The organism is Idiomarina abyssalis (assembly GCF_900116625.1).
Taxonomy (GTDB): Bacteria; Pseudomonadota; Gammaproteobacteria; order Enterobacterales; family Alteromonadaceae; genus Idiomarina; species Idiomarina abyssalis.
This window is the reverse complement of the sequence record NZ_FPBE01000006.1, coordinates 121516-142659: the sequence shown is the minus strand read 5'-3', so window position 1 is coordinate 142659 and position 21144 is coordinate 121516. Positions and strand designations below refer to the sequence as shown.

Here is a 21144-nt window from a genome sequence, read left to right as displayed (position 1 = left end):
ACAATGAATGCCGAGTTCGTAAATCCATTTCTTCAGGCACTGCAAAATGTCTTGTCGATGATGGCTCAAATGGAATTGAAACCCGGTAAAGCGCAGCTTAAAAAAGATGAGTACGCTCGTGGGGATGTATCGGGCATCATCGGTATGGTCGGACCGCAAATTAAAGGCTCATTTTCCATATCTTTTGAAGAGAACTTAGCCTGCGAAATAATGAACAAGATGTTAGGCGAGCTGCCGGACTCAATTAATGAAGATGTGTGTGACATGGTCGGTGAAATCACCAATATGGTCACTGGTGGCGCAAAAAAAACTTTGGGTGAAAAAGGCTATGATTTTGATATGGCAACACCGATAGTGGTATCCGGAAAGGACCATACCATTTCGCACAAATCAGAAGGTTCAAAACTGATTATGCCGTTCAATCATGTCGCCGGAAAAGCTTATATTGAAATCTGCTTCGACAGAATTAACTAGCGACGATTAGTAACGGTCGTCGCTAATGTTACGGGCATAGTTATCGAACCTCGATAGTTGCCCATGGAACTTCAGCTCTACCCTGCCAATAGGCCCGTTACGCTGCTTACCAATGATAATTTCCGCCAGGCCTTGTTCCGCTGATTCGGGATGATAAACCTCATCCCGATAGATAAACATAATGACGTCTGCATCCTGCTCAATAGAACCTGACTCACGTAAGTCTGAGTTAACCGGACGCTTGTCCGAGCGTTGCTCTAATGAACGGTTAAGCTGCGACAGTGCGACAACCGGCACTTCCAATTCTTTCGCCAGGGACTTTAAAGAACGCGAGATCTCGGCAATTTCTAGTGTCCGGTTCTCCGACATACCCGGTACTGTCATGAGCTGAAGGTAATCGACCATAATCATAGAAATACCCTTGTGTTCTCTATGAATACGGCGGGCACGGGAACGAACTTCGGTAGGCGTTAAGCCTGAAGAGTCGTCTATGTATATATTGTTTTTATCATTTAACATATTCATGACCGAGGCAATGCGCGCCCAGTCATCATCTTCAAGTTTACCCGTACGCACCTTATTCTGATCAACCCGGCTTAGCGACGCCAACATACGCATCATTAACTGCTCAGCAGGCATCTCTAAACTAAATACCAACACTGGCCGGTCATCGTTAAGCGCAATATTCTCAGCCAGGTTCATAGCAAAGGTTGTCTTACCCATAGAAGGACGTGCTGCAACGATAACCAAATCGGAAGGTTGTAGCCCGGCAGTCATTTGATCCAAATCGGTAAAGCCGGTCGACACACCGGTTACGCCATTATTGTTTTTAAGTTTACTTAATTGCTCAATACGGCTAACCGTGCGCTGCAAAATCAGGTTAATGCCTTGCGGCCCTTCACTTGAGCTGACACGTTTCTCTGCTATCTGAAAGACTTTAGATTCGGCTAAGTCTAAAAGCTCTGCGCTGCTGCGCCCTTGTGTATCATAGCCGGACTCAGCAATTTCATTTGCTGCACCTATCATCTCACGCAATACCGCTCGCTCGCGGACAATATTTGCGTAGGCGAGTATATTAGCGGCACTTGGTGTATTTTTTGCAATCTCTCCCAAGTATGCGAACCCGCCAACCTGTTCTAATTCACCAGAGCTTTCCAGGGTCTCAGAGACGGTAACTAAGTCCATTGGCTGACTACGCTGCGCAAGCTCGTGCATTGCTTTGAAAATGAGTCGATGCGAGCGGTGATAGAAGTCTTCTGCGATGACACTGCCGGCGACATTATCCCAGGCATCATTGTCCAGCATGAGTCCACCAAGAACGGACTGCTCCGCTTCAATTGAATGTGGAGCTGATCTTAAAGCTTCTATGGATGCGTCGCGTTTTTTTGACTTCTCTGCCATGAGGAAAGTTGTCTCGCCAAGGGAAATAATAAGAGGGGATTACTATACAAAATCCCCTCTTATTTAGAAAGCACAGCAAGGCTTAACTGAAGTATTTAATTTTTATCGAGTGTAATTTCACCGCTAACGGTTGTCGCTGAAACATCTGCACTTGCGTCACCGACAGAGAACTCCAGTCTGGACGATGGGCCCCACTCTGCTTCATTGGCTTTATCATCAGTTAGTCGGTTGGTGATTTCACCACCTGCATTAGACTTAATATTAAAGCTGGAATGAATATCGCCCATCCACTTAAAGGTTAAGTCCCCACTTACCGAACTGGACTCTATGCGAGCAGTACTGTGCAAGCCGGCGGTCAGTATGGCGTCGCCACTGACTGTTGTCACTTTCCCTTTGCGCAGTACACCGGCTTTAACATCAATATCGCCTGACACTGACTGCACTGTAAGTTCCGCAACAGAATCTGACTGGCTGGTAATATCACCGCTTACTGACTGATAAGTCGCTGACTCTGAACCATTGTTAATGTCCATAATGTCGCCACTAACGGTTTCGAAGCGAACCTCTCCTTCAAGTTCTTCAGCATCGATATCACCGCTGACAGTCTTTAAAAGCACCCGGTTTTTAATGCCACTAACCTCTATGTCACCACTAACCAAGCGGATTTCCAGGCCGCCATCAAAGTCATTTGCAGAGACATCCATGGAGACACCATTGACACTAATATCCATAGATGAAGGCAGGTATATTTTGAGATCTGAACCTTCAGAGTCGTCTGAAGACACGTTAAAGCCTCTTTGTTCAGGTACTTTTACGTTAATGTGAACCCCTGTCCCCCTCTGTTCAAAAACAAAGTCTTCCGCTTTTTCATCGAGTTTTCCCACAACCCGAATTTCATCTTTGTCATTTACTATAAGCTCAACCTTCCCTCTCATATTATCAATAGAGACCCTTGCCGCTGGTGAAACAGCCAGCGTTTCATCCACCTTTTCCTGAGCTGCTATAGCAGAGCCGAACATAAGTAGCGATAAACCAACTATGGTTAATATTTTTTTCATTTTTAACTCCTGGTTAGATTTCTTGTACGGTCTTGGTCAACGTATAAGATTGACTAAGTAACTTTAATTCCTGTTCATTAACCCAACGCAATAATTCCAATAAGTTCGGGTCTCCAGGTGTTTTGCGCAGGGACTCTGTAATTTCTTCTCTGGCAAAAGCCAGCTGGGTTAAATTCTCTTCAGTATTACCATTCACCTGGCGGTAACCTGCCGTTTCATAGCCAACACGCATGCTATATATTTGTGCCTGTTGCTCTGCATTCATTTTTTCCGCCAATAAATAGTACCCGGTCACGGGATTATCCAGTGACTTCGGCACACTAAGCTGCCATCCTGCCATGAAGGTAGCAATAACAATACTCGCGGCTACCGCACCAGACCAAAAACCCCGCCCTTTTTTTGCCAGAGGCTCGGAGTGACTCAGTCGGTTCTCAATCACCGGCCAGAAGTCTTGAGGAGGCTCAATACCCTCCTTTTTAATCTGTTCGAGTTGGTCTTCAAGGTTTTGAGCCTGTTTGTTATCACTCATCTTGTAGCCACTCCTCTAAACGTTTACGAGCCCGGTGAAACTGCGCTTTACTGGTGCCTGGCGCAATTCCCAGCCAGTCGGCAATTTGTTGATGGGACTCACCTTGCAAAGCATGTAAAACAAAGACCTGCCGGGTCTGTTCCGGTAATTTTAAAATCAGTTTATCCAGTTGGCTCACATCGAAGTTACCTTCATTTATTGGTTCTGAAGTCTCTTTGCTGTCAGAGGTAAACCTTGAAAACCATCGCTTTTGTTTACGTATTTCGGTTAGGCAGATATTGGTTGTTACCCGATACAACCAACTACTAAATTTTGATTCGCCCCGAAAGGAGCCTAATTTTTGCCAGAGTTGCACAAAAACTTCCTGAACTAAGTCGTCTGCGAGCGCCTTATCAGCACAGAGTCTAAGCACTAATCCATACACTTGCTTTATATGTCGGTAATACAGTCGCTGAAAAGCGTCCACGTCACCTTGCGCCGCTAATAGCACGTCATCACTGGCTGGTTCACGTTGCAAGGTTATCTCCCTGATACCACTTTATAATTGCTTTGTTAGTTTAGACGACACTTACACAGGAAAGGTTTACACGAATGAAAATTTTCCAAAAAAAAAGCTGCCATAAGGCAGCTTTTTCTAAAAACTATAGTGACTTACTCAGCCGCTACAATTTTCAATTTGATGTTTGCAAATACATCAGCGTGTAAATGTAATTCGATATCGAACTCACCAACTTCACGCAGTGTACCGTGCGGCATTAATACTTCGCTCTTCTTCACTTCAACGCCTGCAGCTGTTACTGCATCAGCGATGTCACGAGTACCGATAGAACCAAATAATTTGCCTTCATCACCTGCTTTAGAGGCAATAGTGACTGTATCTAAAGCATTAACTTTTTCAGCACGTGCTTCCGCAGCAGCTAAGTGATCAGCTAATTTAGCTTCATACTCAGCACGACGTTGTTCAAACAGTTCAACGTTGCTTTTCGTTGCAGGTACTGCTTTTCCTTGAGGGAAAAGAAAGTTACGTGCGTAACCTGATTTTACACTGACTTGATCGCCAAGGCTTCCCAAGTTAGCAATTTTATCTAACAAAATGACATTCATTTCTCGCTACCTCTACTTTTGGTAATCGAACCGGTGCTAGCTTACTGATGTGAATCAGTATAAGGCAGCAGTGACAAATAACGAGCACGCTTGATAGCGCGCGCTAACTGACGCTGATACTTAGCGGATGTTCCAGTAATACGGCTAGGAACGATTTTACCAGTTTCAGTAATGTAGTTCTTAAGCGTAGCGATATCTTTATAATCAATTTCTTTTACGCCATCTGCTTTAAAGCGGCAGAATTTGCGGCGACGAAAAAAACGAGCCATGATGGTCTCCTTAAATCAATTCGAGATGCTGAGCATGAAGTACCAAACGAGGTGAGCCATTGCTATCCTCGTGACGGTGCAGAAAACCTTCTGCTAAAACTTCACAACCCACCGTCAATTTTTCTAACCAGTGTTGTAAACCTTCACCACTTAAAACGACCTGAATACGCACATAAGATTGGCGATTCATACCGGCTTCCGGTTGCATAGAACGATGTTCAATCACTAATTGTAAATGCTCAATACCTGAAGGGCTGGTTTCCAGCTTAGGTACTTTGCCAAGTGTTCCGGTTAAATGCAGTCGATTCATAAGGGTTATAGAAAGTCAGCAAGCTTACGCTGCTTCACTGTCACCTTTACGATCTTCCTTCGGCTTAGTCAGCGGCGAAGGCTCTGTAATAGCTTCTTTCTTACGCATGATCATGTTGCGTAAGACTGCATCGTTGAAACGGAATGCAGTTTCAAGCTCTTCCACAACTTCTGCAGACGCTTCAATGTTCAACAGAACATAGTGAGCTTTATGCAGTTTGTTGATTGGGTAAGCCAATTGACGACGGCCCCAGTCTTCTAAACGATGGATTTGACCACCACCTTGCTTGATCGTTTCGCTGTAGCGCTCGATCATGCCAGGTACTTGCTCGCTTTGGTCCGGGTGGACCATAAATACGATTTCGTAATGACGCATTACAGTTTCCTTTTGGTTCGTATAGCCTCAGTTTAGCTCAGCCGCACTAACATAGAAGCAAGGAACACATTCAGTAAAATTAAAATATGGCTGATTTAAGCCGCGCGATACTAACTAAAATGAACGCCAATTGCAAATTAATCGGCGTTTTTATGGGCTTTTTCAATGCGGGAACTGAGCAGAGCAACAATGCGGTCGGCTAACTCATTAGCCACGGCAATTTCTCCGCGTACAACAATATGATCAACAATCTTTTCCTGACGTCTTACAGTGGCATCAATTTGTATCGCTTCCTGCTGGTTCTGAAACACCAGATTCACCTGCCACTCAGCGTTATTGTCCTCGACCCTGTGCCATTCGTGTCTGACTTCCAGGCGATTACTGATATCAAAAGCCAAGTTTTCCACCGACTTTTCAGCGTCATCCTGCAGTTCGAAATGAAAAGCAACATAAGGCTTTTCTGAGCGCAACCAGGTGGGAGATTCCCAGTTAGGCGTCCAGCTTACAAAGAGCACAGCAACCATGCCTAAAGCAATAGCAATAGGCAAAAGACGACGTTTAAGATCCATTGCGCTGCCTGACTACCTCAAATAGACACACACCACTGGCTACTGAAACATTCAGACTACTGACACTGCCAGATAAAGGAATAGATACTAAATCGTCACAAGTTTCGCGGGTCAAACGGCGCATTCCTTTTCCTTCAGCGCCCATCACCAAAGCCACCGGTCCGCGGTAATCGACATCGTAGACTGACTGAGTCGCTTCCCCTGCCGTACCGTACACCCAGACGCCCAGCTCCTGAATATCGCGCAGAGCCCGCGCTAAGTTTGTAACAACAACCATAGGCACGTTTTCTGCCGCACCAGAAGCGACTTTACGTACCGTTGGCGTGATCTGTGCCGATTTATCCTTAGGGACAATAACAGCTGTTACACCAGCGGCATCGGCTGTACGTAGACAGGCTCCTAAATTATGCGGGTCAGTTACGCCATCAAGCACCAGAAACAACGCCGCGGGTTCCCTTTGTTCCAATAACCCCGGAAGATCTTGCTCCGTTAAGGTAGGTGGAGACTGAACCGTTGCAACCACCCCCTGGTGATTCCCGCCTTCGGCTCGTTTTTCTAAAGCTTGTTTAGGCACCCATTGAGGACGAACTCCCGTCGCGTGACATTGGTTTACAATGTCACGCACCGAATCGTCCTGGCGTTCTTTAGAAACATAGAGCTCAACCAAACGATCCGGGTGGTTTTTTAATATAGCCCGCACCGCGTGCAGGCCAAACACGGTCACTTTTTGGCTCATGACTTACTACGTCCTTTACCGCCACCGCGATTTGTGTTTTTCCGTTGGCCACCCTTGCCTCTGGGCTGACCTTTACGTTTACCCTTTCCAGAACCTTTTGCCGGCATACTGCGCTTTTTGCCACCCGGGCTCGTCGCTTCCAGTAAGGTTAAATCAATCTTTCTGTCGTCCAGGTTTACGTCTTTAACTTTCACTTTAACGTTATCACCCAGACGGAATACGCTGTGGCTGTTCTCGCCAACTAACATCCCTTTTTGCTGATCAAAATGGTAATAGTCATTGTCGAGGTTACTAATATGAATAAGACCGTCAATTTGGTAGTCACTAAGACGAACAAATAAACCAAAGTTAGTAACAGATGAAATAACCCCTTCAAACTCCATACCAATGTGGTCGAGCATGAATTCGCATTTTAACCACTCATCTACCTGACGAGTCGCATCATCTGCCCGACGTTCTGTCATTGAGGTATGCACGCCCAGTTCATCCAGCTGTTTTTCCGAATAAGCCCAGGCTCCGACAAGCCCTTTACCTTCGCCTTCATTTTTGCGCAGAATAGCTTTTATCGCACGATGCAAAATCAGATCGGGATAACGACGAATAGGTGAAGTAAAGTGTGCATAAGATTTCAATGCCAGACCGAAATGGCCTTTATTCTCAGGCTGATAAACGGCCTGTTGCATTGAACGCAGCAACATAGTCTCAATAAGTTCGTGATCCTGACGATCTTTAACTTGTTCAAGCAGTGTCGCGTAGTCCCTCGGAGAGGGCTCATCACCACCTTCGAGATTCAGGCCAAGTTCACCAAGAAAACTGCGGAAGTTGTTAAGACGTTCATCCGCCGGGGTTTCATGCACACGGAATAACGCGCCAATTTCTTTGTCAGACTCAATAAGCTGGGCGGATGCCACGTTAGCCATGATCATGCACTCTTCAATAATTTTATGAGCAACATGACGTTTAACCGGCTCGATACTTTCAATTTTACGCTCAGCGTTAAAAATGAAGCGGGTTTCCTGCGTATCGAATTCGATAGCCGAACGGCGTTTGCGGGCAGCACTTAACGCATTGTAAAGACGTTCAAGCTCCTGAACGTTGTCCATCACATGCTGATACTGTTGTTGCAGCTCTTCGTCGCCATCAAGCAACTTCTTAACTTTGTTGTAAGTCAGACGAGCATGACTTTTCATTACTGCCGGGTAGAATTGAGTCGATTTCAGTTTCCCACGAGGTCCAAGTTCCATCTCTGCAACCATACACAGACGGTCAACATCGGGGTTCAATGAACATAAGCCGTTTGAAAGCTTCTCCGGTAACATAGGAATAACGTTACTGGGAAAATAAACCGAATTCCCTCTATCAGTTGCTGCTTTATCAAGCACCGTATCGGGTCTTACGTAATAGGAAACATCGGCTATAGCGACCCATAAACGCCAACCTTTCTCTTCAGGCACACAGCAAACCGCGTCATCAAAGTCGCGAGAGTCTTCACCATCAATAGTAATAAGCGGAAGTTCACGTAGGTCTTTACGTCCTTCATAAGCTTCTGCCGGAACCTCTTCACTGTATTTTTTTAATTCTTCATCAACTTCTGATGGCCATTCAGTGGGAATATCGTGCTCGCGAATAGCCACCTGAATTTCCATGCCAGGCGCCATATGTTCACCCAGAACCTCGGTCACCCGGCCTATGGGGCTGGTGCGACGACTTGGCCGACGAGTTATCTCTACAACAACTAACTGACCGTGACGAGCACCACTTTTATCCGCATCCGGAATGAGGATATCCTGACTAATGCGACCATCGTCCGGCACTACAATACCTAAGCCGTGTTCAATGAAGTAGCGGCCAACAATGTTACTGTCTCTTGGCTCCGTAACACGTACAATACGCCCTTCGGTGCGACCCCGACTGTCTTTACCACTAGGCTGAACGAGTACTCGGTCGCCGTGTAATACAGAATACATTTGGTGATGCGGAATAAAGAGATCTTTTCCGCCGTCTTCAGTCTGGCAGAAACCAAAACCGTCTTTATGACCAATGATACGACCTTTAATCAAGTCCATACGCTCAGGCAGACCATAAGCATTTGCTTTACTGTAAATAAGCTGCCCGTCGCGCTCCATTGCCCGCAACCGACGTTTTAAGCCAACAGCCTGACGTTCGTCATCCAGGTTGAAATGGCGAATAAACTCGTCAAAATGAACAGGTTTCTTATTGGAAGTAACAAGTTCCAATAACTGTTCGCGGCTTGGAATTTCGACTTCGTAGTCTGGCGTATTGTTGTTCTGCTGATTATCTGACATAGAATCCTATATATGTATGGTTGCACGGTTAAGGACGACCGATGCGGACAGTATACGTGCTGAAAAGGATAATGTCAGTGCTTCTGCTATTTTCGTTCGGGATTTCAAAGAAGAAATTTGGTGCCGAGGGGGGGACTTGAACCCCCACGCTGTTACCAGCGGTGGATTTTGAATCCACTGCGTCTACCAATTCCGCCACCTCGGCTAAGGGGTGTGCTGTACTATTTTCAATTTGGTAACGGGACGGGATTATACCCTTGAACTTGCGCTAATCAAGCAATAATTCGCGAAAAGTCATGGGAAGCTGATTAACTGCTGATTCCTTGTACAGATTGAGGCTGCTGTCAGCTTGCTTTGCTCATGGTATGATCATACCCACGACTAATTCGAATGAGTTCCGCATGAGTTCTGAAGCACAAAGACTACACGCCAGCTTTCCCAGTGCTGGCTTTACCAGACGACTGGCAGCCTGGGTTTATGACCTTTTAGTTGCTGCAGCAATTATTATGCTGGCGTCTGCGTTAGCGTTACTTTTTGCCGCGCTACTAACCTCTTTCAACTGGCTGGTGCTATCGGACGATATGGATCACGCCGCCTGGCTGGCTCAGGGGCCATGGTACAGCTTATATCTTATTACTGTTGTTGCGGTATTTTTTGGCTGGTTCTGGAAACGTTCAGGACAAACATTAGGCATGCGCGCCTGGCGTTTAAAACTGCAAAACCGTGACGGCTCACGCTTAACCAACCGCCAGGTATTCATAAGGTTGCTGACCTGCTGCGGAGGTCTCGGGAATCTTTGGGTTCTTGTTGACTTTAAAAACCGAAGAGCCTGGCAGGATTACGCCGCAGCAACAGAGGTTGTCACCCTTTCGAAAGAAGCGAATCAGCTTTTTTACTGGAACGAACTTTAAGTGTGGTCGGCCTGTTGTCAGGCCGTGCGCCCACGCATGAAGTAGACCGCAATCCCCGCAAACAACATACTCGGTAGTAATGCCCCTAAAATAGCCGGAATTTGATAAACCTGCGCCAGAGGCCCAAAAATCTCATTACTCACATGAAATCCGAAGCCGGTGATAACACCTAACAAGACCCTTGCGCCCATCGTTGTCGAACGCAGAGGTCCAAAGATAAACGACAGAGCGACCAACAGCATTACAGCCACAGTTATTGGAGCAAAAAGCTTACGCCATAACGCAAGTTCATAACGTTCCGCAGACTGTTGGTTGCTTTCCAGGTACGTCAGGTAATCCAATAGCCCGCTAATGGAAAGTGACTCTGGTTTAATGGTAACAACCCCGAGTTTATCGGGCGTCAAACTCGACTGCCACGCCATACTGGCTTTTTCATCGCGTAGCATACGGTTTTCCGTCATTTGCGTTACCGTCACCTCCTGCATACGCCATTTGTCACCGCTAAAATTAGCGGTTCGGGCGTAAGTTACCTGCTGCAATTCCCTATTATCATTAAAGTCATAAATCAGAACATCGTTCAGACGCCCGGTGTCCTCAACTTCACCAATATTGATAAAGTCAGAACCGTCTTTTGCCCAGACGCCCTGTTGTGCCGAAATTAAGCTGCCACCTGAAATAGCCTGTGAGCGGATAGCTCGTCCCTGAGACTCCATGGGCGGTGCTATCCATTCGCCTATCGCCATGACTGCCACCATCATAATAATGGCGGATTTCATTACAGCTCCAATAATATTCAAGCGAGAACGTCCTGCTGCCATCATAACCACAAGTTCAGAGCTGCTCGCCAACATACCGACACCAATGAGGCCACCGAGTAAAGCGGCCATTGGAAAGAAGGTTTCAACATCTCTGGGCAAGCTGTAAAAGACGAAAAGTGCAGCATCCATAACGTTGTAGTCGCCACGACCAACCGATTTCAGTTGCTCGACAAAGCGAATTAAAGACGACAGACCGGTTAATACAGCAAGACTTAACAGCGAGGTTCGTAGTACGGCCAGACCTATGTACTTATCTAAAATACTAAACATCATTGCCCCCGAGCCGCGCCGAAGCGTAGATTTGCCAATAATCTCAAGCCAACAGGTCTGCCTTTACCTATCAACACTAAGCCAAACACCAGTAATATGAAGTGTATCCACCATAACCCGATAACTGGAGGAATGACGCCGTCACGTATGGCCGACTTAGCTGCCATAAGCAATAGGAAATAGCCTAAATAAATGAGTAAAGCCGGGGCCATTCGTCCAAACTTACCCTGACGAGGGTTCACACGGCTTAACGGTACAGCAATAAGTGTCAATAACGGCATAGCCAGAGGAATCGCAATACGCCACTGCAGTTCAGCAACCGCAGCAGGTTCAGTTTGCGACATTAACTCCACAGTGGGATAGGCTTCGAGTTTTCGTAATTGCTCACTGGCCTGTTGCTCCTTAATTTGAAGCTGATAACTGTCAAACGACATCATCTGATAACTGTCGTTGTCACCGGCGTAGCGTTTTCCCTCACCCAGTTCAAGCCATTGCGACCCCGTTGTTTCACTGATTACTTTACCGGTCTTTGCCATAACCACGCTGCCCGACTGTAACTCGCCCTGACTGTGGTTATGCTGCGCGACAAAAACTTCCTCAAGGTCGCCATTATCACCGACACTTTGCACGAATATGACTGCTTTGCGGTTACTTGCTTGTTGGAAGCGTCCCGGCATTAAAGCCGTTAAGCCACTTTCTGAACGAGCTTTGTCTTCCAGCTTTTGTTCCTGATCGAGTGACCAGGGCACTAACCATAAAGTGAAAGAAGCTGTTATCAAAGCCAAAACTAATGACAGCACCAAAGTCACCCGGGTTACATACCACTCACTTACCCCACAGGCGTGCAGAACCGTCATTTCGTTGTCAGCATAGATACGTCCATGAGCCAGTAAAATACCCAAAAACAAACTAAGAGGCAGAATCAGAGACACTAATGCAGGGAGGTTCAGCGACAGAAGCTGAAAAATAATTGCGCCGGGAATATCCCCTTCTGATGCATCCGACAGGACACGGACAAACTTCTGACTGACAAAAATCGTCATCAGGATAAAAAGCACAGCAAGCTGCGACTTCAATGTTTCACTGATCAAATAGCGGAATATGCGCACTGGCGTTCACTCATAACTTAGGTTTTTACTGGAATAGCTGTGATTTTTAAGTAAACTTGTTATTTTAACAACAAAGTGTCTTTATAGTGAAACTATAGCAGGCATTGAAGCCACCTGAAACAGGAGCACTGTCATGGAGTTCAGCGTCAAAAGTGGTAATCCGGAAAAACAACGTTCTGCTTGCATCGTTGTTGGCGTGTTTGAACCTCGTCGTCTGTCTGGCGTTGCCGAACAATTAGACAAAGTCAGTGATGGTTATTTAAGCAACTTATTGCGCCGCGGAGACCTTGAAGGTAAATCAGGTCAGGTTCTGCTGTTACATCATGTCCCCAATATTCTTGCCGAACGGGTATTACTGGTCGGCTGCGGTAAAGAGCGCGAACTTGATGAGCGCCAGTATCGCCAAATTATAGCCCGCACTATGAACACGTTGAACGAAACCGGCTCAATGGAAGCGGTCTGCTTTCTTAGTGAGCTGCACGTTAAAGGTCGCGATACTTACTGGAAGGTTCGTCAGGCCGTAGAAGCTGCGCGGGCAACATTGTACAACTTTAACGAGCTTAAGAGTAAAAAAGAAGAACCTCGACGCCCGTTGCGTAAACTGGTCTTTAATGTTCCAAGCCGAAAAGAGCTGGCTTTGGGCGAACAAGCTGTGCAGCACGCGTTAGCCGTAGCTACGGGTATGGATATTTGCCGCAACGTAGCAAATATGCCACCTAACATTTGTACACCTCGTTATTTAGCCGATCAAGCCAAATTAATGGCTGAAAATTACGACAATTTAACGGTTAGCACCGTTGAAGAAGCCGAAATGGAAAAGCTGGGTATGAACGCATACTTAGCCGTTGGCCGTGGTTCAGAGCATGAGTCAGTACTAACTTTAATGCATTACAAAGGCGCACCCGATGACCAGCCTCCCATAGTTCTGGTCGGTAAAGGCCTGACATTTGATTCTGGCGGTATTTCCATTAAACCATCCGCCAATATGGATGAAATGAAATACGACATGGGCGGTGCCGCCGGTGTTTTAGGAGCTATGCAGGCTCTTGCTGAACTGCAACTCCCCATAAACGTTATTGGCGCTGTGGCAGGCTGTGAAAACATGCCAGATGGAAAAGCATACCGCCCAGGAGATATCCTGACGACGATGAGCGGTCAAACAGTTGAGGTGCTGAATACCGATGCAGAAGGTCGACTCGTACTGTGCGATACCCTGACTTATATCGAGCGCTTCGAACCCGAGTCCGTGATTGATTTAGCCACGCTGACAGGCGCCTGTGTTATTGCGTTAGGCAGCCATGCTTCAGCCGTACTCAGTCAACATAATCCGTTAGCACACGAAATTCTAAATGCTGCCCAACAAAGTGGCGACAAAGCCTGGCGTATGCCGCTATGGGATGAGTACCAGTCAATGCTCGATAGCCCTTTTGCAGATATGGCTAACATTGGTGGTCGCGAAGCCGGCACCATTACCGCCGCTTGTTTCTTATCTCGTTATACAAAGAAATACAATTGGGCACACATGGATATTGCCGGTACGGCCTGGCAAGGTGGTAAAGACAAAGGCTCCACAGGCCGCCCGGTTCCATTATTGACGCAGTTTTTAATTAACCGGTGCAGCGCAGAGGTCGCAGAGTAAGATGCCCTCAGCCACTTTTTTCTTAATGCCTGACAAAGCTGAAGACGAGCAAAATCGGTTAATTTGCGATAAGATAGCGGAGCTATACAGAAAGCATAAAAGGTTGCGGGTTTGGGCCCGCAATCAGCAACAGGCGGAAGCGCTGGACGAACTGTTATGGCAACAACCAAGTGATGCCTTTATTCCGCATAATTTGCTTGGAGAAGGCCCGGCTACCGGAGCGCCGGTAGAACTTTGTTGGCCGGAGTCTGGCGACATTAAAAGCCGACCCGGTTACGCCCTGTTTAACCTGGCTGAAGACATTCCGGTACAAGCTCAACAGAGCCAGAAACTTTATGACACAGTTCCAGCCGATGACAATGGCAAAAAGGTAGCTCGCGAGCGATACAAACATTACAGGGCCAGAGGTTGCCAAATGCATACCGAGCCCCTGACATCCGAACAGAAGTAAGGTTAATATGGATAAAACATACTCCCCTGCAGCGATAGAACAAGACCTCTACCAACAATGGGAAGACAAAGGCTACTTCAAGCCTTCAGGTAAGGGCGACTCCTACTCTATTATGATTCCGCCGCCCAACGTTACCGGCAGTCTGCACATGGGTCACGCCTTCCAACACACCATTATGGATACGCTCACCCGCTACCAGAGAATGAACAGCCGTAATACATTATGGCAAGTCGGTTCTGACCACGCTGGTATTGCCACGCAGATGGTCGTTGAACGCCAGTTAGCCGCTCAAGGACAGACTCGCCAGGAACTTGGTCGTGACGCTTTTATTGATAAAATTTGGGAATGGAAGGAACAGTCAGGCGGCACCATCACTCAGCAAATGCGCCGTCTAGGCGACTCTGTTGACTGGGATCGTGAACGCTTCACTATGGACGAAGGCCTTTCAGATGCGGTACGTGAAGTCTTCGTAAAACTGCACGAAGATAACTTGATTTACCGTGGTAAACGCCTGGTCAACTGGGACCCGGCACTGCAAACCGCTATTTCTGATTTAGAAGTCGAGAATAAAGAGCAACAAGGTTCTATCTGGTATTTACGTTACCCGCTAGCCGATGGCGAGAAAACCGAAGACGGCAAAGACCATTTAGTGGTCGCGACCACCCGCCCGGAAACCATGTTAGGCGATGTCTGTGTTGCTGTGCATCCCGACGACGAGCGCTTTGCTCATTTGGTTGGGAAACACCTCGAGTTACCTATTGTTAACCGTCGTATTCCTATTGTTGCCGACCACCACGTTGACAGCGAATTCGGTACAGGTTGCGTAAAGGTAACTCCGGCGCATGATTTTAATGACTACGAAATTGGCAAGCGTCATCAAACTGGGATGATTTCTATTTTTGATGACACTGCGCACGTCATGGCAAAAGCAGGCCTTTACACCAGTACGGGTGAAGCGCTTGAAGAGCTGAACGGGTTTGATGGGGCTTTACCTGAGCGATACGCTGGTAAAGAACGCTTTGAGGCCCGTAAGCAACTTATTGCTGAATTTGACGAACTTGGCTTACTGGAAAAAATTGAAAAACACACCAACAAAATACCATACGGCGACCGCGGTGGCGTTCCTATTGAACCGCATTTAACCGACCAATGGTATGTTCGCGTTGAACCTATGGCCAAACAAGCAACCGAAGCGGTTGAAGACGGACGCATTGAATTTGTCCCTAAGCAATACGAGAACATGTATTTCAGCTGGATGCGCGATATTCAGGACTGGTGTATTTCGCGTCAATTATGGTGGGGGCACCGTATTCCGGCATGGTACGACGAACAGGGCAATGTCTATGTCGGTCGCACCGAAGAAGAAGTGCGGGAGAAGCACAACTTAGGTGATACGCCTCTTCAGCAGGACGAAGACGTACTGGATACCTGGTTCTCTTCCGCGTTATGGACCTTTTCTACCCTAGGTTGGCCAAAAAATACCGAGGACTTAAAAACCTTCCACCCTACCGATGTGTTGGTGACTGGTTTTGACATCATTTTCTTCTGGGTTGCCCGCATGATCATGATGACCATGCACTTTATGAAAGACGAAGAAGGCCAGCCGCAAGTTCCGTTTAAGAAGGTCTATGTGACTGGTCTTATTCGCGACGAAGAAGGCCAGAAAATGTCTAAGTCTAAAGGTAACGTGTTAGATCCGCTGGACATGATTGACGGCATTAGCGCTGACGAGCTGGTTGCTAAACGCACAGCCAATATGATGCAGCCGAAAATGCGCGAGAAAATTGAAAAACGCACCCGCAAAGAGTTTCCTGAAGGCATTACCGCTCACGGAACCGATGCACTGCGCTTTACATTAACAGCACTTGCATCGACTGGGCGCGATATCAACTGGGACATGAAGCGTCTGGAGGGTTATCGCAACTTCTGCAACAAACTGTGGAACGCCAGCCGGTATGTGTTAATGAGTACCGAAGAGAATGACTGTGGTCTTGAAAACGACGATATGACCCTGTCACTGGCTGATGAGTGGATTATTGCCCGCTTTAACAGCACAGTAAAAGACTTCCGTCAGGCTTTAGATACCTATCGTTTTGATCAGGCAGCCGCTATTGCATACGAGTTTACCTGGAACCAGTTTTGTGACTGGTATCTTGAACTCACTAAGCCGGTTCTCCAAAGTGGCACGGAAGTGCAACAACGCGGTACTCGCCACACACTGGTGAATGTTTTAGAACAGTTACTGCGCTTACTGCATCCGGTTATGCCGTACATTACTGAAACTATCTGGCAACGGGTGAAACCGCTGGTTGGTAATACGGATGATACCATTATGCTGCAGCCGTTCCCGCAGGTTGAGGACAACGTCAGCCATCAGGCAATGCAGGACATGGAGTGGCTGAAGCGCGTTATTTTAGCTATTCGAAATATTCGTGGCGAAATGGATTTATCACCGAATAAGCCTTTGCCTCTGCTGCTTTCAAATGCTGATTCAATGGCCAGAGGCCGTATTGAGAATAACCAAAGCTTCCTCAGTAGCCTGGCAAAGCTGGAGTCTATTGAGTTTATTGAAAGCGATGATGATGCACCAGCCAGTATGACCGCACTGGTTGATACGTTGAAGCTGCATATTCCAATGGCCGGTTTAATTGATAAAGAAGCAGAGCTACAGCGACTGCAAAAATCTATCGAGAAAGCGAACAAAGAGTGGCAGCGTCTGAACGGTAAGTTGGGCAACGATAACTTTGTCAGTAAAGCACCAGAAGCTGTCATTGCTAAAGAACGTGAGAAGCTTGCTGAAGCAGAAACTACGCTCAAGCAACTGCAAGAGCAGCAGGAGAAAATTAAAGCGCTTTAATTTTCATTAAAAGTGTATCGCTAAAAGCCCGAGTCTCTGATTCGGGCTTTTTTTTGAAAAATAATCTATTTTAAGAGGGCTCTCGTAGTGAAAAATAACGAGACAAAGGGAGAGAGTCATGACTATTTTCGAAGAACTGAGAGTTGATCACGATAAACAACGTAAATTGCTTGAATTGCTATTGGAAACGACCGGAGAAGCGCCGGAGCGTGAACAATACTATCAGCAACTAAAGCTCCAGCTGGAACAACACGCTGCCGCTGAGGAACGATACTTTTATAACCCTCTTATCAAAGACGATGACACAATAGAAATGTCGCGACACGGTATCGCTGAGCACCATGAAATTGACGAACTGATTGAAACCTTAGAACAAACGGAAATGTCGTCGCCAGCCTGGCTTCAACACTTTAAAAATTTAAAACATAAAGTTTTACATCATCTGAAAGATGAAGAGCAGGGATTTTTCCAGCGCGCAGGAAAGGTATTAAGTGAGTCCGAAAAATCCGGCTTAGGAAGTGACTACCGCAATATGATGAAAGAAAAAGGTTTGTAAAATCAGGAGAGGTTATTCCTCTCCATCGTCGAACTCTTCACCTTCAAGTTCATCATCTTCAATCAAGGTGCCCCAGCCATCGTATTCAACCTCACAGTCATCGGCTATAGCAGCTATTTCTCTCACCTGCCGGTTTAGAATATCGCTATCAAGCTCAGCATCTGTGACCGCCATAAACGCAAACCAACGCTTACCGCGTTCGTCTTCAAACTCATCGGCATCGTCCACATGGTAGCCTTGCTTAACAAGCTCTACGGCCGCTTTTTCCAACTTAGTAAAGTCCTGGCTGGCCAGGTGATGCTCAATTTCATACAGGAGATCTGTCTCCGCACCGTCAGCTATCAAAGCCTGTACGGTTTCTTCACTTTGCTTAAGTAGATCATTAAGATCTCGGCTCATGATTTATCCTTTTCCGCCTGTTCTCGTTCAATACTTGTGTTCAGCTGCTTAATTTTATCATCCATTAGCTGATGGCAGTGCCCACTCAGCTCACGTAAGTTTTCACGCTGGTAGTTTGCAATTCGTACCGGCTCCAGAAAAGCAACTTTCAGCACACCATTGTTCCAGCGGTTCATCTTTACCTTGCCATGTAACTCAGAGACACATACCGGAACCACGTCAACCTGAGCCCGAAACGCAGTATGAAAAGCACCATTCTTAAAGGGTAACAGCCCTCTTCCGTAACTTCGGGTTCCTTCCGGAAACATCCATACCGAAATGTCTCGTTGCTTTATAGCATCCGCCGTTTGTCCTATGGTGCCATGAGCTTTTCCGGCGTTTTTTCTGTCAATCAGAATATTTCCTGCTAACCAATAAAGCCACCCGAAGAACGGTATCCAGCGCAGGCTTTTCTTGCCCACAGTAACGGTATTTTTAGGCAGCATTGCTGCAATGGTGAATATTTCCCAACTGTTCTGATGGTTACAGACAAAGACGTAAGGGCCACCCTTTTCAATGTCCGGGTGACGACTCACTTCAATTCGCATGCCTAAAACTCGTATTGCCCACCCAAAAATATGAGCGAACCTGTAAGTATTATTACGATGAAAGGGGCGGATGATACAAAATAAGCAACCGACCACACCGAACAATACAACGAATCCACCAAGAAATACCCACCGCAACAAGGCTAACATTCAAACTCCTCAATTATCCTTGTCTTGCTCAACCACTATTTCATCAACACGTTGTAATCCGCGCGGTAGTTTATTACCACGCCGTCCGCGTTCTCCATAGTAATGCTCTAAATCTGCAGGTTTCAGAGTCAGCTTACGCTTACCGGCAATCAAAGTAATAGCTTTGTCCGGCGCCGCAGTAGCCAATGCAACCACATATTCTTCGCGAGACTGCGCACGCAAAGCAGGAATACTAATTAACTTGTTGCCTTTTCCTTTACTCAGTTGAGGCAAGTCTGCGACAGGGAAGACCAACATCCGGCCTTCATTGGAAATAACAACAACTTTGTCTTCCTGCAAATCATTCACTTTATTAGGTGGCAGTATCTTAGCGCCGGTCGGTAATGTGATAATAGCTTTACCGTTTTTATTACGGCTGACTAAGTCGCTGAACTGGCAAACAAACCCATAACCAGCGTCGGATGCCAATAGTAAATGACTTTCGTCTTTGGCCATTAGAACGTGCTCAACGTTTTCACCCGCAACTAAACTGAAACGTCCGGTCAGAGGTTCACCCTGGCTCCTTGCTGATGGCAACAGATGCGCTTCACAGGAGAAGCTTTTCCCTGAAGTATCAAGGAACACCACAGGCTGATTACTCTTACCTTCAGCCGACGCCAAATAGCTGTCACCGGATTTATAACTGAGCTTCTCACCTTCGATATCATGACCTTTAGCAGAGCGCACCCAGCCTTTCTTCGATAACACAACAGTTACCGCTTCGGCTGGCGTTAAATCACGCTCGCTTAACGCTTTAGCTTCAGAGCGCTCAACAATTGGCGAACGGCGCTCGTCACCATAAGTTTCCGCATCAGCTAGCAACTCTTTCTTGATCAGTGTTTTCAAACGACGATCTGAGCCCAGTAAAGTCTGCAGCTTTTCGCGCTCTTTATTAAGTTCATCTTGCTCGCCGGTCAGCTTCATTTCTTCTAATTTTGCTAAGTGGCGTAACTTCAGCTCCAGAATAGCTTCAGCTTGTTTATCCGATAACCCAAAGCGACTCATTAACTCGTCTTTCGGTTTATCTTCAGTACGGATAATCTCAATAACTTCATCAATATTGAGATAAGCAATAAGTAAGCCTTCTAAAATATGCAGGCGCGCCAGCACTTTATCTAAGCGATGCTGCAAACGTCGCGTTACTGTTGTCTGACGAAACTCCAGCCACTCTTTAAGAATGCCAACCAGCGGCTTCACTTTCGGCCGGCCATCTAAGCCCAGAATATTCAGGTTAACCCGGTACTGCTTTTCCAGATCTGTTGTGGCGAACAGGTGATTCATTAACTGTTCTGTATCCACCCGATTTGAGCGAGGAACCACAACTAACCGTGTCGGGTTTTCATGGTCTGACTCATCACGCAAGTCCGAAACTAAAGGCAGTTTCTTGGCCTGCATTTGATGCGCTATTTGCTCTAATACTCTTGCCCCGGATGCCTGGTGCGGTAAGGCCGTAATAACAATTTCACCATCTTCAACACTGTAGCAGGCACGCATTTTAATACTACCGCGCCCCGTTTCATAAAGCTTAGTGATGTCATCCGTTGGCGTAATAATTTCAGCATCGGTCGGGTAATCCGGTCCCTTCAGCACTTCCATAATATCTTCAAGCTGACTACCCGGCTTTTCCAGTAACATTGCGCAGGCATTAGCCACTTCACGAGCATTGTGAGGAGGAATGTCCGTGGCCATACCGACAGCAATGCCGGTTACACCATTTAATAAAATATGGGGTAAACGCGCAGGCAGCACCTGAGGCTCTTTCATGGTGCCATCAAAGTTCGGTATCCAGTCGACCGTCCCCTGACCCAGCTCGCTGAGTAAGACTTCACTAAATTTAGACAGTCTGGCCTCGGTATAACGCATAGCTGCGAAGGATTTAGGGTCATCCGGTGAACCCCAGTTACCCTGACCGTCGACCAGCGGGTGACGGTAGGTGAAGGGCTGAGCCATGAGCACCATAGCTTCATAACATGCACTGTCACCATGAGGGTGAAATTTACCAAGAACATCACCCACGGTACGGGCTGATTTTTTATATTTAGCAAGTGCCGAGAGTCCAAGCTCTGACATTGCGTATACAATGCGTCGCTGTACCGGTTTTAAACCATCACCGATATTCGGTAGTGCCCTGTCCATGATCACGTACATGGAATAATTCAGGTAGGCTTCTTCCGTAAAGCGACTCAGTGGGCGGGTTTCTGTAACTTCCGTCGACATTCTGACTTCT

Annotated in this window: 22 protein-coding genes and 1 tRNA gene; 6 read left to right on the top strand and 17 right to left on the bottom strand. The window is 46.8% G+C overall.

Annotated features, from left to right (window positions below; translation table 11 throughout):
- The first annotated feature begins 3 nt into the window (after positions 1 to 3).
- Positions 4 to 474, top strand: coding sequence for a chemotaxis protein CheX (locus BM359_RS11085; protein WP_054489135.1), 471 nt, complete (start codon positions 4 to 6; stop codon positions 472 to 474).
- A 6-nt stretch (positions 475 to 480) separates the two neighbouring features.
- On the opposite strand, the gene dnaB is transcribed toward BM359_RS11085, so the two are convergent.
- The 12 genes from dnaB to BM359_RS11025 form a co-directional block, all read right to left on the bottom strand.
- Positions 481 to 1875, bottom strand: coding sequence for a replicative DNA helicase (dnaB, locus tag BM359_RS11080; RefSeq protein WP_054489137.1), 1395 nt, complete (start codon positions 1873 to 1875; stop codon positions 481 to 483).
- 95 nt (positions 1876 to 1970) lie between these two features.
- Positions 1971 to 2933, bottom strand: a complete 963-nt coding sequence (locus BM359_RS11075; RefSeq protein WP_054489139.1) for a DUF4097 family beta strand repeat-containing protein — start codon at positions 2931 to 2933, stop codon at positions 1971 to 1973.
- A 13-nt stretch (positions 2934 to 2946) separates the two neighbouring features.
- On the bottom strand, positions 2947 to 3462 hold the full coding sequence (locus tag BM359_RS11070) for a hypothetical protein (protein WP_054489141.1): 516 nt from the start codon (positions 3460 to 3462) through the stop codon (positions 2947 to 2949).
- Positions 3455 to 3979: an RNA polymerase sigma factor gene (locus tag BM359_RS11065; RefSeq protein ID WP_054489144.1), complete on the bottom strand. Its 525-nt coding sequence runs from the start codon at positions 3977 to 3979 to the stop codon at positions 3455 to 3457. Before BM359_RS11065 ends, BM359_RS11070 begins: the two co-directional genes overlap by 8 nt.
- A 134-nt stretch (positions 3980 to 4113) precedes the next feature.
- Positions 4114 to 4566 (bottom strand): 50S ribosomal protein L9, encoded by a 453-nt coding sequence (gene rplI, locus BM359_RS11060; RefSeq protein ID WP_054489146.1) that lies wholly within the window; start codon positions 4564 to 4566, stop codon positions 4114 to 4116.
- A gap of 41 nt (positions 4567 to 4607) precedes the next feature.
- A complete protein-coding gene (gene rpsR, locus BM359_RS11055; protein WP_011235166.1) occupies positions 4608 to 4835 on the bottom strand; it encodes a 30S ribosomal protein S18 in 228 nt (75 codons plus the stop codon).
- 10 nt (positions 4836 to 4845) lie between these two features.
- The gene (gene priB, locus BM359_RS11050; protein WP_011235167.1) at positions 4846 to 5145 is read right to left on the bottom strand and encodes a primosomal replication protein N; all 300 of its coding nucleotides are present in this window, start codon (positions 5143 to 5145) and stop codon (positions 4846 to 4848) included.
- A gap of 24 nt (positions 5146 to 5169) precedes the next feature.
- Complete coding sequence (gene rpsF, locus BM359_RS11045) at positions 5170 to 5520, bottom strand: 30S ribosomal protein S6 (protein ID WP_054489148.1); 351 nt, start codon at positions 5518 to 5520, stop codon at positions 5170 to 5172.
- A 137-nt stretch (positions 5521 to 5657) separates the two neighbouring features.
- Positions 5658 to 6089 (bottom strand): hypothetical protein, encoded by a 432-nt coding sequence (locus tag BM359_RS11040; RefSeq protein ID WP_054489150.1) that lies wholly within the window; start codon positions 6087 to 6089, stop codon positions 5658 to 5660.
- Complete coding sequence (gene rlmB, locus BM359_RS11035) at positions 6079 to 6825, bottom strand: 23S rRNA (guanosine(2251)-2'-O)-methyltransferase RlmB (protein WP_054489152.1); 747 nt, start codon at positions 6823 to 6825, stop codon at positions 6079 to 6081. The genes BM359_RS11040 and rlmB overlap by 11 nt, the downstream gene beginning before the upstream one ends.
- On the bottom strand, positions 6822 to 9131 hold the full coding sequence (gene rnr / locus BM359_RS11030) for a ribonuclease R (RefSeq protein WP_054489155.1): 2310 nt from the start codon (positions 9129 to 9131) through the stop codon (positions 6822 to 6824). The genes rlmB and rnr overlap by 4 nt, the downstream gene beginning before the upstream one ends.
- Positions 9132 to 9249: 118 nt before the next feature.
- A tRNA-Leu gene (locus BM359_RS11025) sits at positions 9250 to 9336 on the bottom strand.
- Between the two features lie 196 nt (positions 9337 to 9532).
- Between BM359_RS11025 and BM359_RS11020 the strand changes: the two genes are divergently transcribed.
- A complete protein-coding gene (locus BM359_RS11020; RefSeq protein WP_054489157.1) occupies positions 9533 to 10042 on the top strand; it encodes an RDD family protein in 510 nt (169 codons plus the stop codon).
- Between the two features lie 17 nt (positions 10043 to 10059).
- Here the strand turns inward: BM359_RS11020 and lptG are convergent, their stop codons facing one another.
- Both lptG and lptF read right to left on the bottom strand, forming a co-directional pair.
- Entirely contained in the window at positions 10060 to 11130 is a 1071-nt protein-coding gene (lptG, locus tag BM359_RS11015; RefSeq protein WP_054489159.1) for an LPS export ABC transporter permease LptG, read from the bottom strand.
- The gene (gene lptF / locus BM359_RS11010) at positions 11130 to 12239 is read right to left on the bottom strand and encodes an LPS export ABC transporter permease LptF (RefSeq protein ID WP_174507663.1); all 1110 of its coding nucleotides are present in this window, start codon (positions 12237 to 12239) and stop codon (positions 11130 to 11132) included. Before lptF ends, lptG begins: the two co-directional genes overlap by 1 nt.
- Before the next feature lie 133 nt (positions 12240 to 12372).
- Here lptF and pepA point away from each other — a divergent pair, with 133 nt between their 5' ends.
- The 4 genes from pepA to BM359_RS10990 all read left to right on the top strand — a co-directional run bounded on the left by pepA (position 12373) and on the right by BM359_RS10990 (position 17742).
- Entirely contained in the window at positions 12373 to 13878 is a 1506-nt protein-coding gene (gene pepA, locus BM359_RS11005) for a leucyl aminopeptidase (RefSeq protein WP_054489161.1), read from the top strand.
- Position 13879: 1 nt separating this feature from the next.
- Entirely contained in the window at positions 13880 to 14329 is a 450-nt protein-coding gene (locus BM359_RS11000; RefSeq protein WP_054489163.1) for a DNA polymerase III subunit chi, read from the top strand.
- Positions 14330 to 14336: 7 nt separating this feature from the next.
- Complete coding sequence (locus BM359_RS10995; RefSeq protein ID WP_054489165.1) at positions 14337 to 17186, top strand: valine--tRNA ligase; 2850 nt, start codon at positions 14337 to 14339, stop codon at positions 17184 to 17186.
- Positions 17187 to 17304: 118 nt separating this feature from the next.
- Positions 17305 to 17742, top strand: coding sequence for a hemerythrin domain-containing protein (locus BM359_RS10990; protein ID WP_054489167.1), 438 nt, complete (start codon positions 17305 to 17307; stop codon positions 17740 to 17742).
- 12 nt (positions 17743 to 17754) lie between these two features.
- Here BM359_RS10990 and rraB read toward each other — a convergent pair whose 3' ends face one another.
- From rraB to parC, 3 genes are read right to left on the bottom strand one after another with little or no spacing between them, the layout of a single operon-like run.
- A complete protein-coding gene (gene rraB / locus BM359_RS10985; protein ID WP_054489169.1) occupies positions 17755 to 18141 on the bottom strand; it encodes a ribonuclease E inhibitor RraB in 387 nt (128 codons plus the stop codon).
- Entirely contained in the window at positions 18138 to 18878 is a 741-nt protein-coding gene (locus BM359_RS10980; protein WP_054489171.1) for a 1-acylglycerol-3-phosphate O-acyltransferase, read from the bottom strand. The genes rraB and BM359_RS10980 overlap by 4 nt, the downstream gene beginning before the upstream one ends.
- 9 nt (positions 18879 to 18887) lie before the next feature.
- Complete coding sequence (gene parC, locus BM359_RS10975) at positions 18888 to 21134, bottom strand: DNA topoisomerase IV subunit A (RefSeq protein WP_054489173.1); 2247 nt, start codon at positions 21132 to 21134, stop codon at positions 18888 to 18890.
- Positions 21135 to 21144 lie beyond the last annotated feature (10 nt).

Bases quoted from the DNA above. Each gene is read 5' to 3' on its own strand.
- BM359_RS11085 (WP_054489135.1), top strand. From the start codon at position 4: ATGAATGCCGAGTTCGTAAATCCATTTCTTCAGGCACTGCAAAATGTC.
- dnaB (WP_054489137.1), bottom strand. From the start codon at position 1,875: ATGGCAGAGAAGTCAAAAAAACGCGACGCATCCATAGAAGCTTTAAGA.
- BM359_RS11075 (WP_054489139.1), bottom strand. From the start codon at position 2,933: ATGAAAAAAATATTAACCATAGTTGGTTTATCGCTACTTATGTTCGGC.
- BM359_RS11070 (WP_054489141.1), bottom strand. From the start codon at position 3,462: ATGAGTGATAACAAACAGGCTCAAAACCTTGAAGACCAACTCGAACAG.
- rplI (WP_054489146.1), bottom strand. From the start codon at position 4,566: ATGAATGTCATTTTGTTAGATAAAATTGCTAACTTGGGAAGCCTTGGC.
- rpsR (WP_011235166.1), bottom strand. From the start codon at position 4,835: ATGGCTCGTTTTTTTCGTCGCCGCAAATTCTGCCGCTTTAAAGCAGAT.
- priB (WP_011235167.1), bottom strand. From the start codon at position 5,145: ATGAATCGACTGCATTTAACCGGAACACTTGGCAAAGTACCTAAGCTG.
- rpsF (WP_054489148.1), bottom strand. From the start codon at position 5,520: ATGCGTCATTACGAAATCGTATTTATGGTCCACCCGGACCAAAGCGAG.
- BM359_RS11040 (WP_054489150.1), bottom strand. From the start codon at position 6,089: ATGGATCTTAAACGTCGTCTTTTGCCTATTGCTATTGCTTTAGGCATG.
- rlmB (WP_054489152.1), bottom strand. From the start codon at position 6,825: ATGAGCCAAAAAGTGACCGTGTTTGGCCTGCACGCGGTGCGGGCTATA.
- rnr (WP_054489155.1), bottom strand. From the start codon at position 9,131: ATGTCAGATAATCAGCAGAACAACAATACGCCAGACTACGAAGTCGAA.
- BM359_RS11020 (WP_054489157.1), top strand. From the start codon at position 9,533: ATGAGTTCTGAAGCACAAAGACTACACGCCAGCTTTCCCAGTGCTGGC.
- lptG (WP_054489159.1), bottom strand. From the start codon at position 11,130: ATGTTTAGTATTTTAGATAAGTACATAGGTCTGGCCGTACTACGAACC.
- pepA (WP_054489161.1), top strand. From the start codon at position 12,373: ATGGAGTTCAGCGTCAAAAGTGGTAATCCGGAAAAACAACGTTCTGCT.
- BM359_RS11000 (WP_054489163.1), top strand. From the start codon at position 13,880: ATGCCCTCAGCCACTTTTTTCTTAATGCCTGACAAAGCTGAAGACGAG.
- BM359_RS10995 (WP_054489165.1), top strand. From the start codon at position 14,337: ATGGATAAAACATACTCCCCTGCAGCGATAGAACAAGACCTCTACCAA.
- BM359_RS10990 (WP_054489167.1), top strand. From the start codon at position 17,305: ATGACTATTTTCGAAGAACTGAGAGTTGATCACGATAAACAACGTAAA.
- rraB (WP_054489169.1), bottom strand. From the start codon at position 18,141: ATGAGCCGAGATCTTAATGATCTACTTAAGCAAAGTGAAGAAACCGTA.
- BM359_RS10980 (WP_054489171.1), bottom strand. From the start codon at position 18,878: ATGTTAGCCTTGTTGCGGTGGGTATTTCTTGGTGGATTCGTTGTATTG.
- parC (WP_054489173.1), bottom strand. From the start codon at position 21,134: ATGTCGACGGAAGTTACAGAAACCCGCCCACTGAGTCGCTTTACGGAA.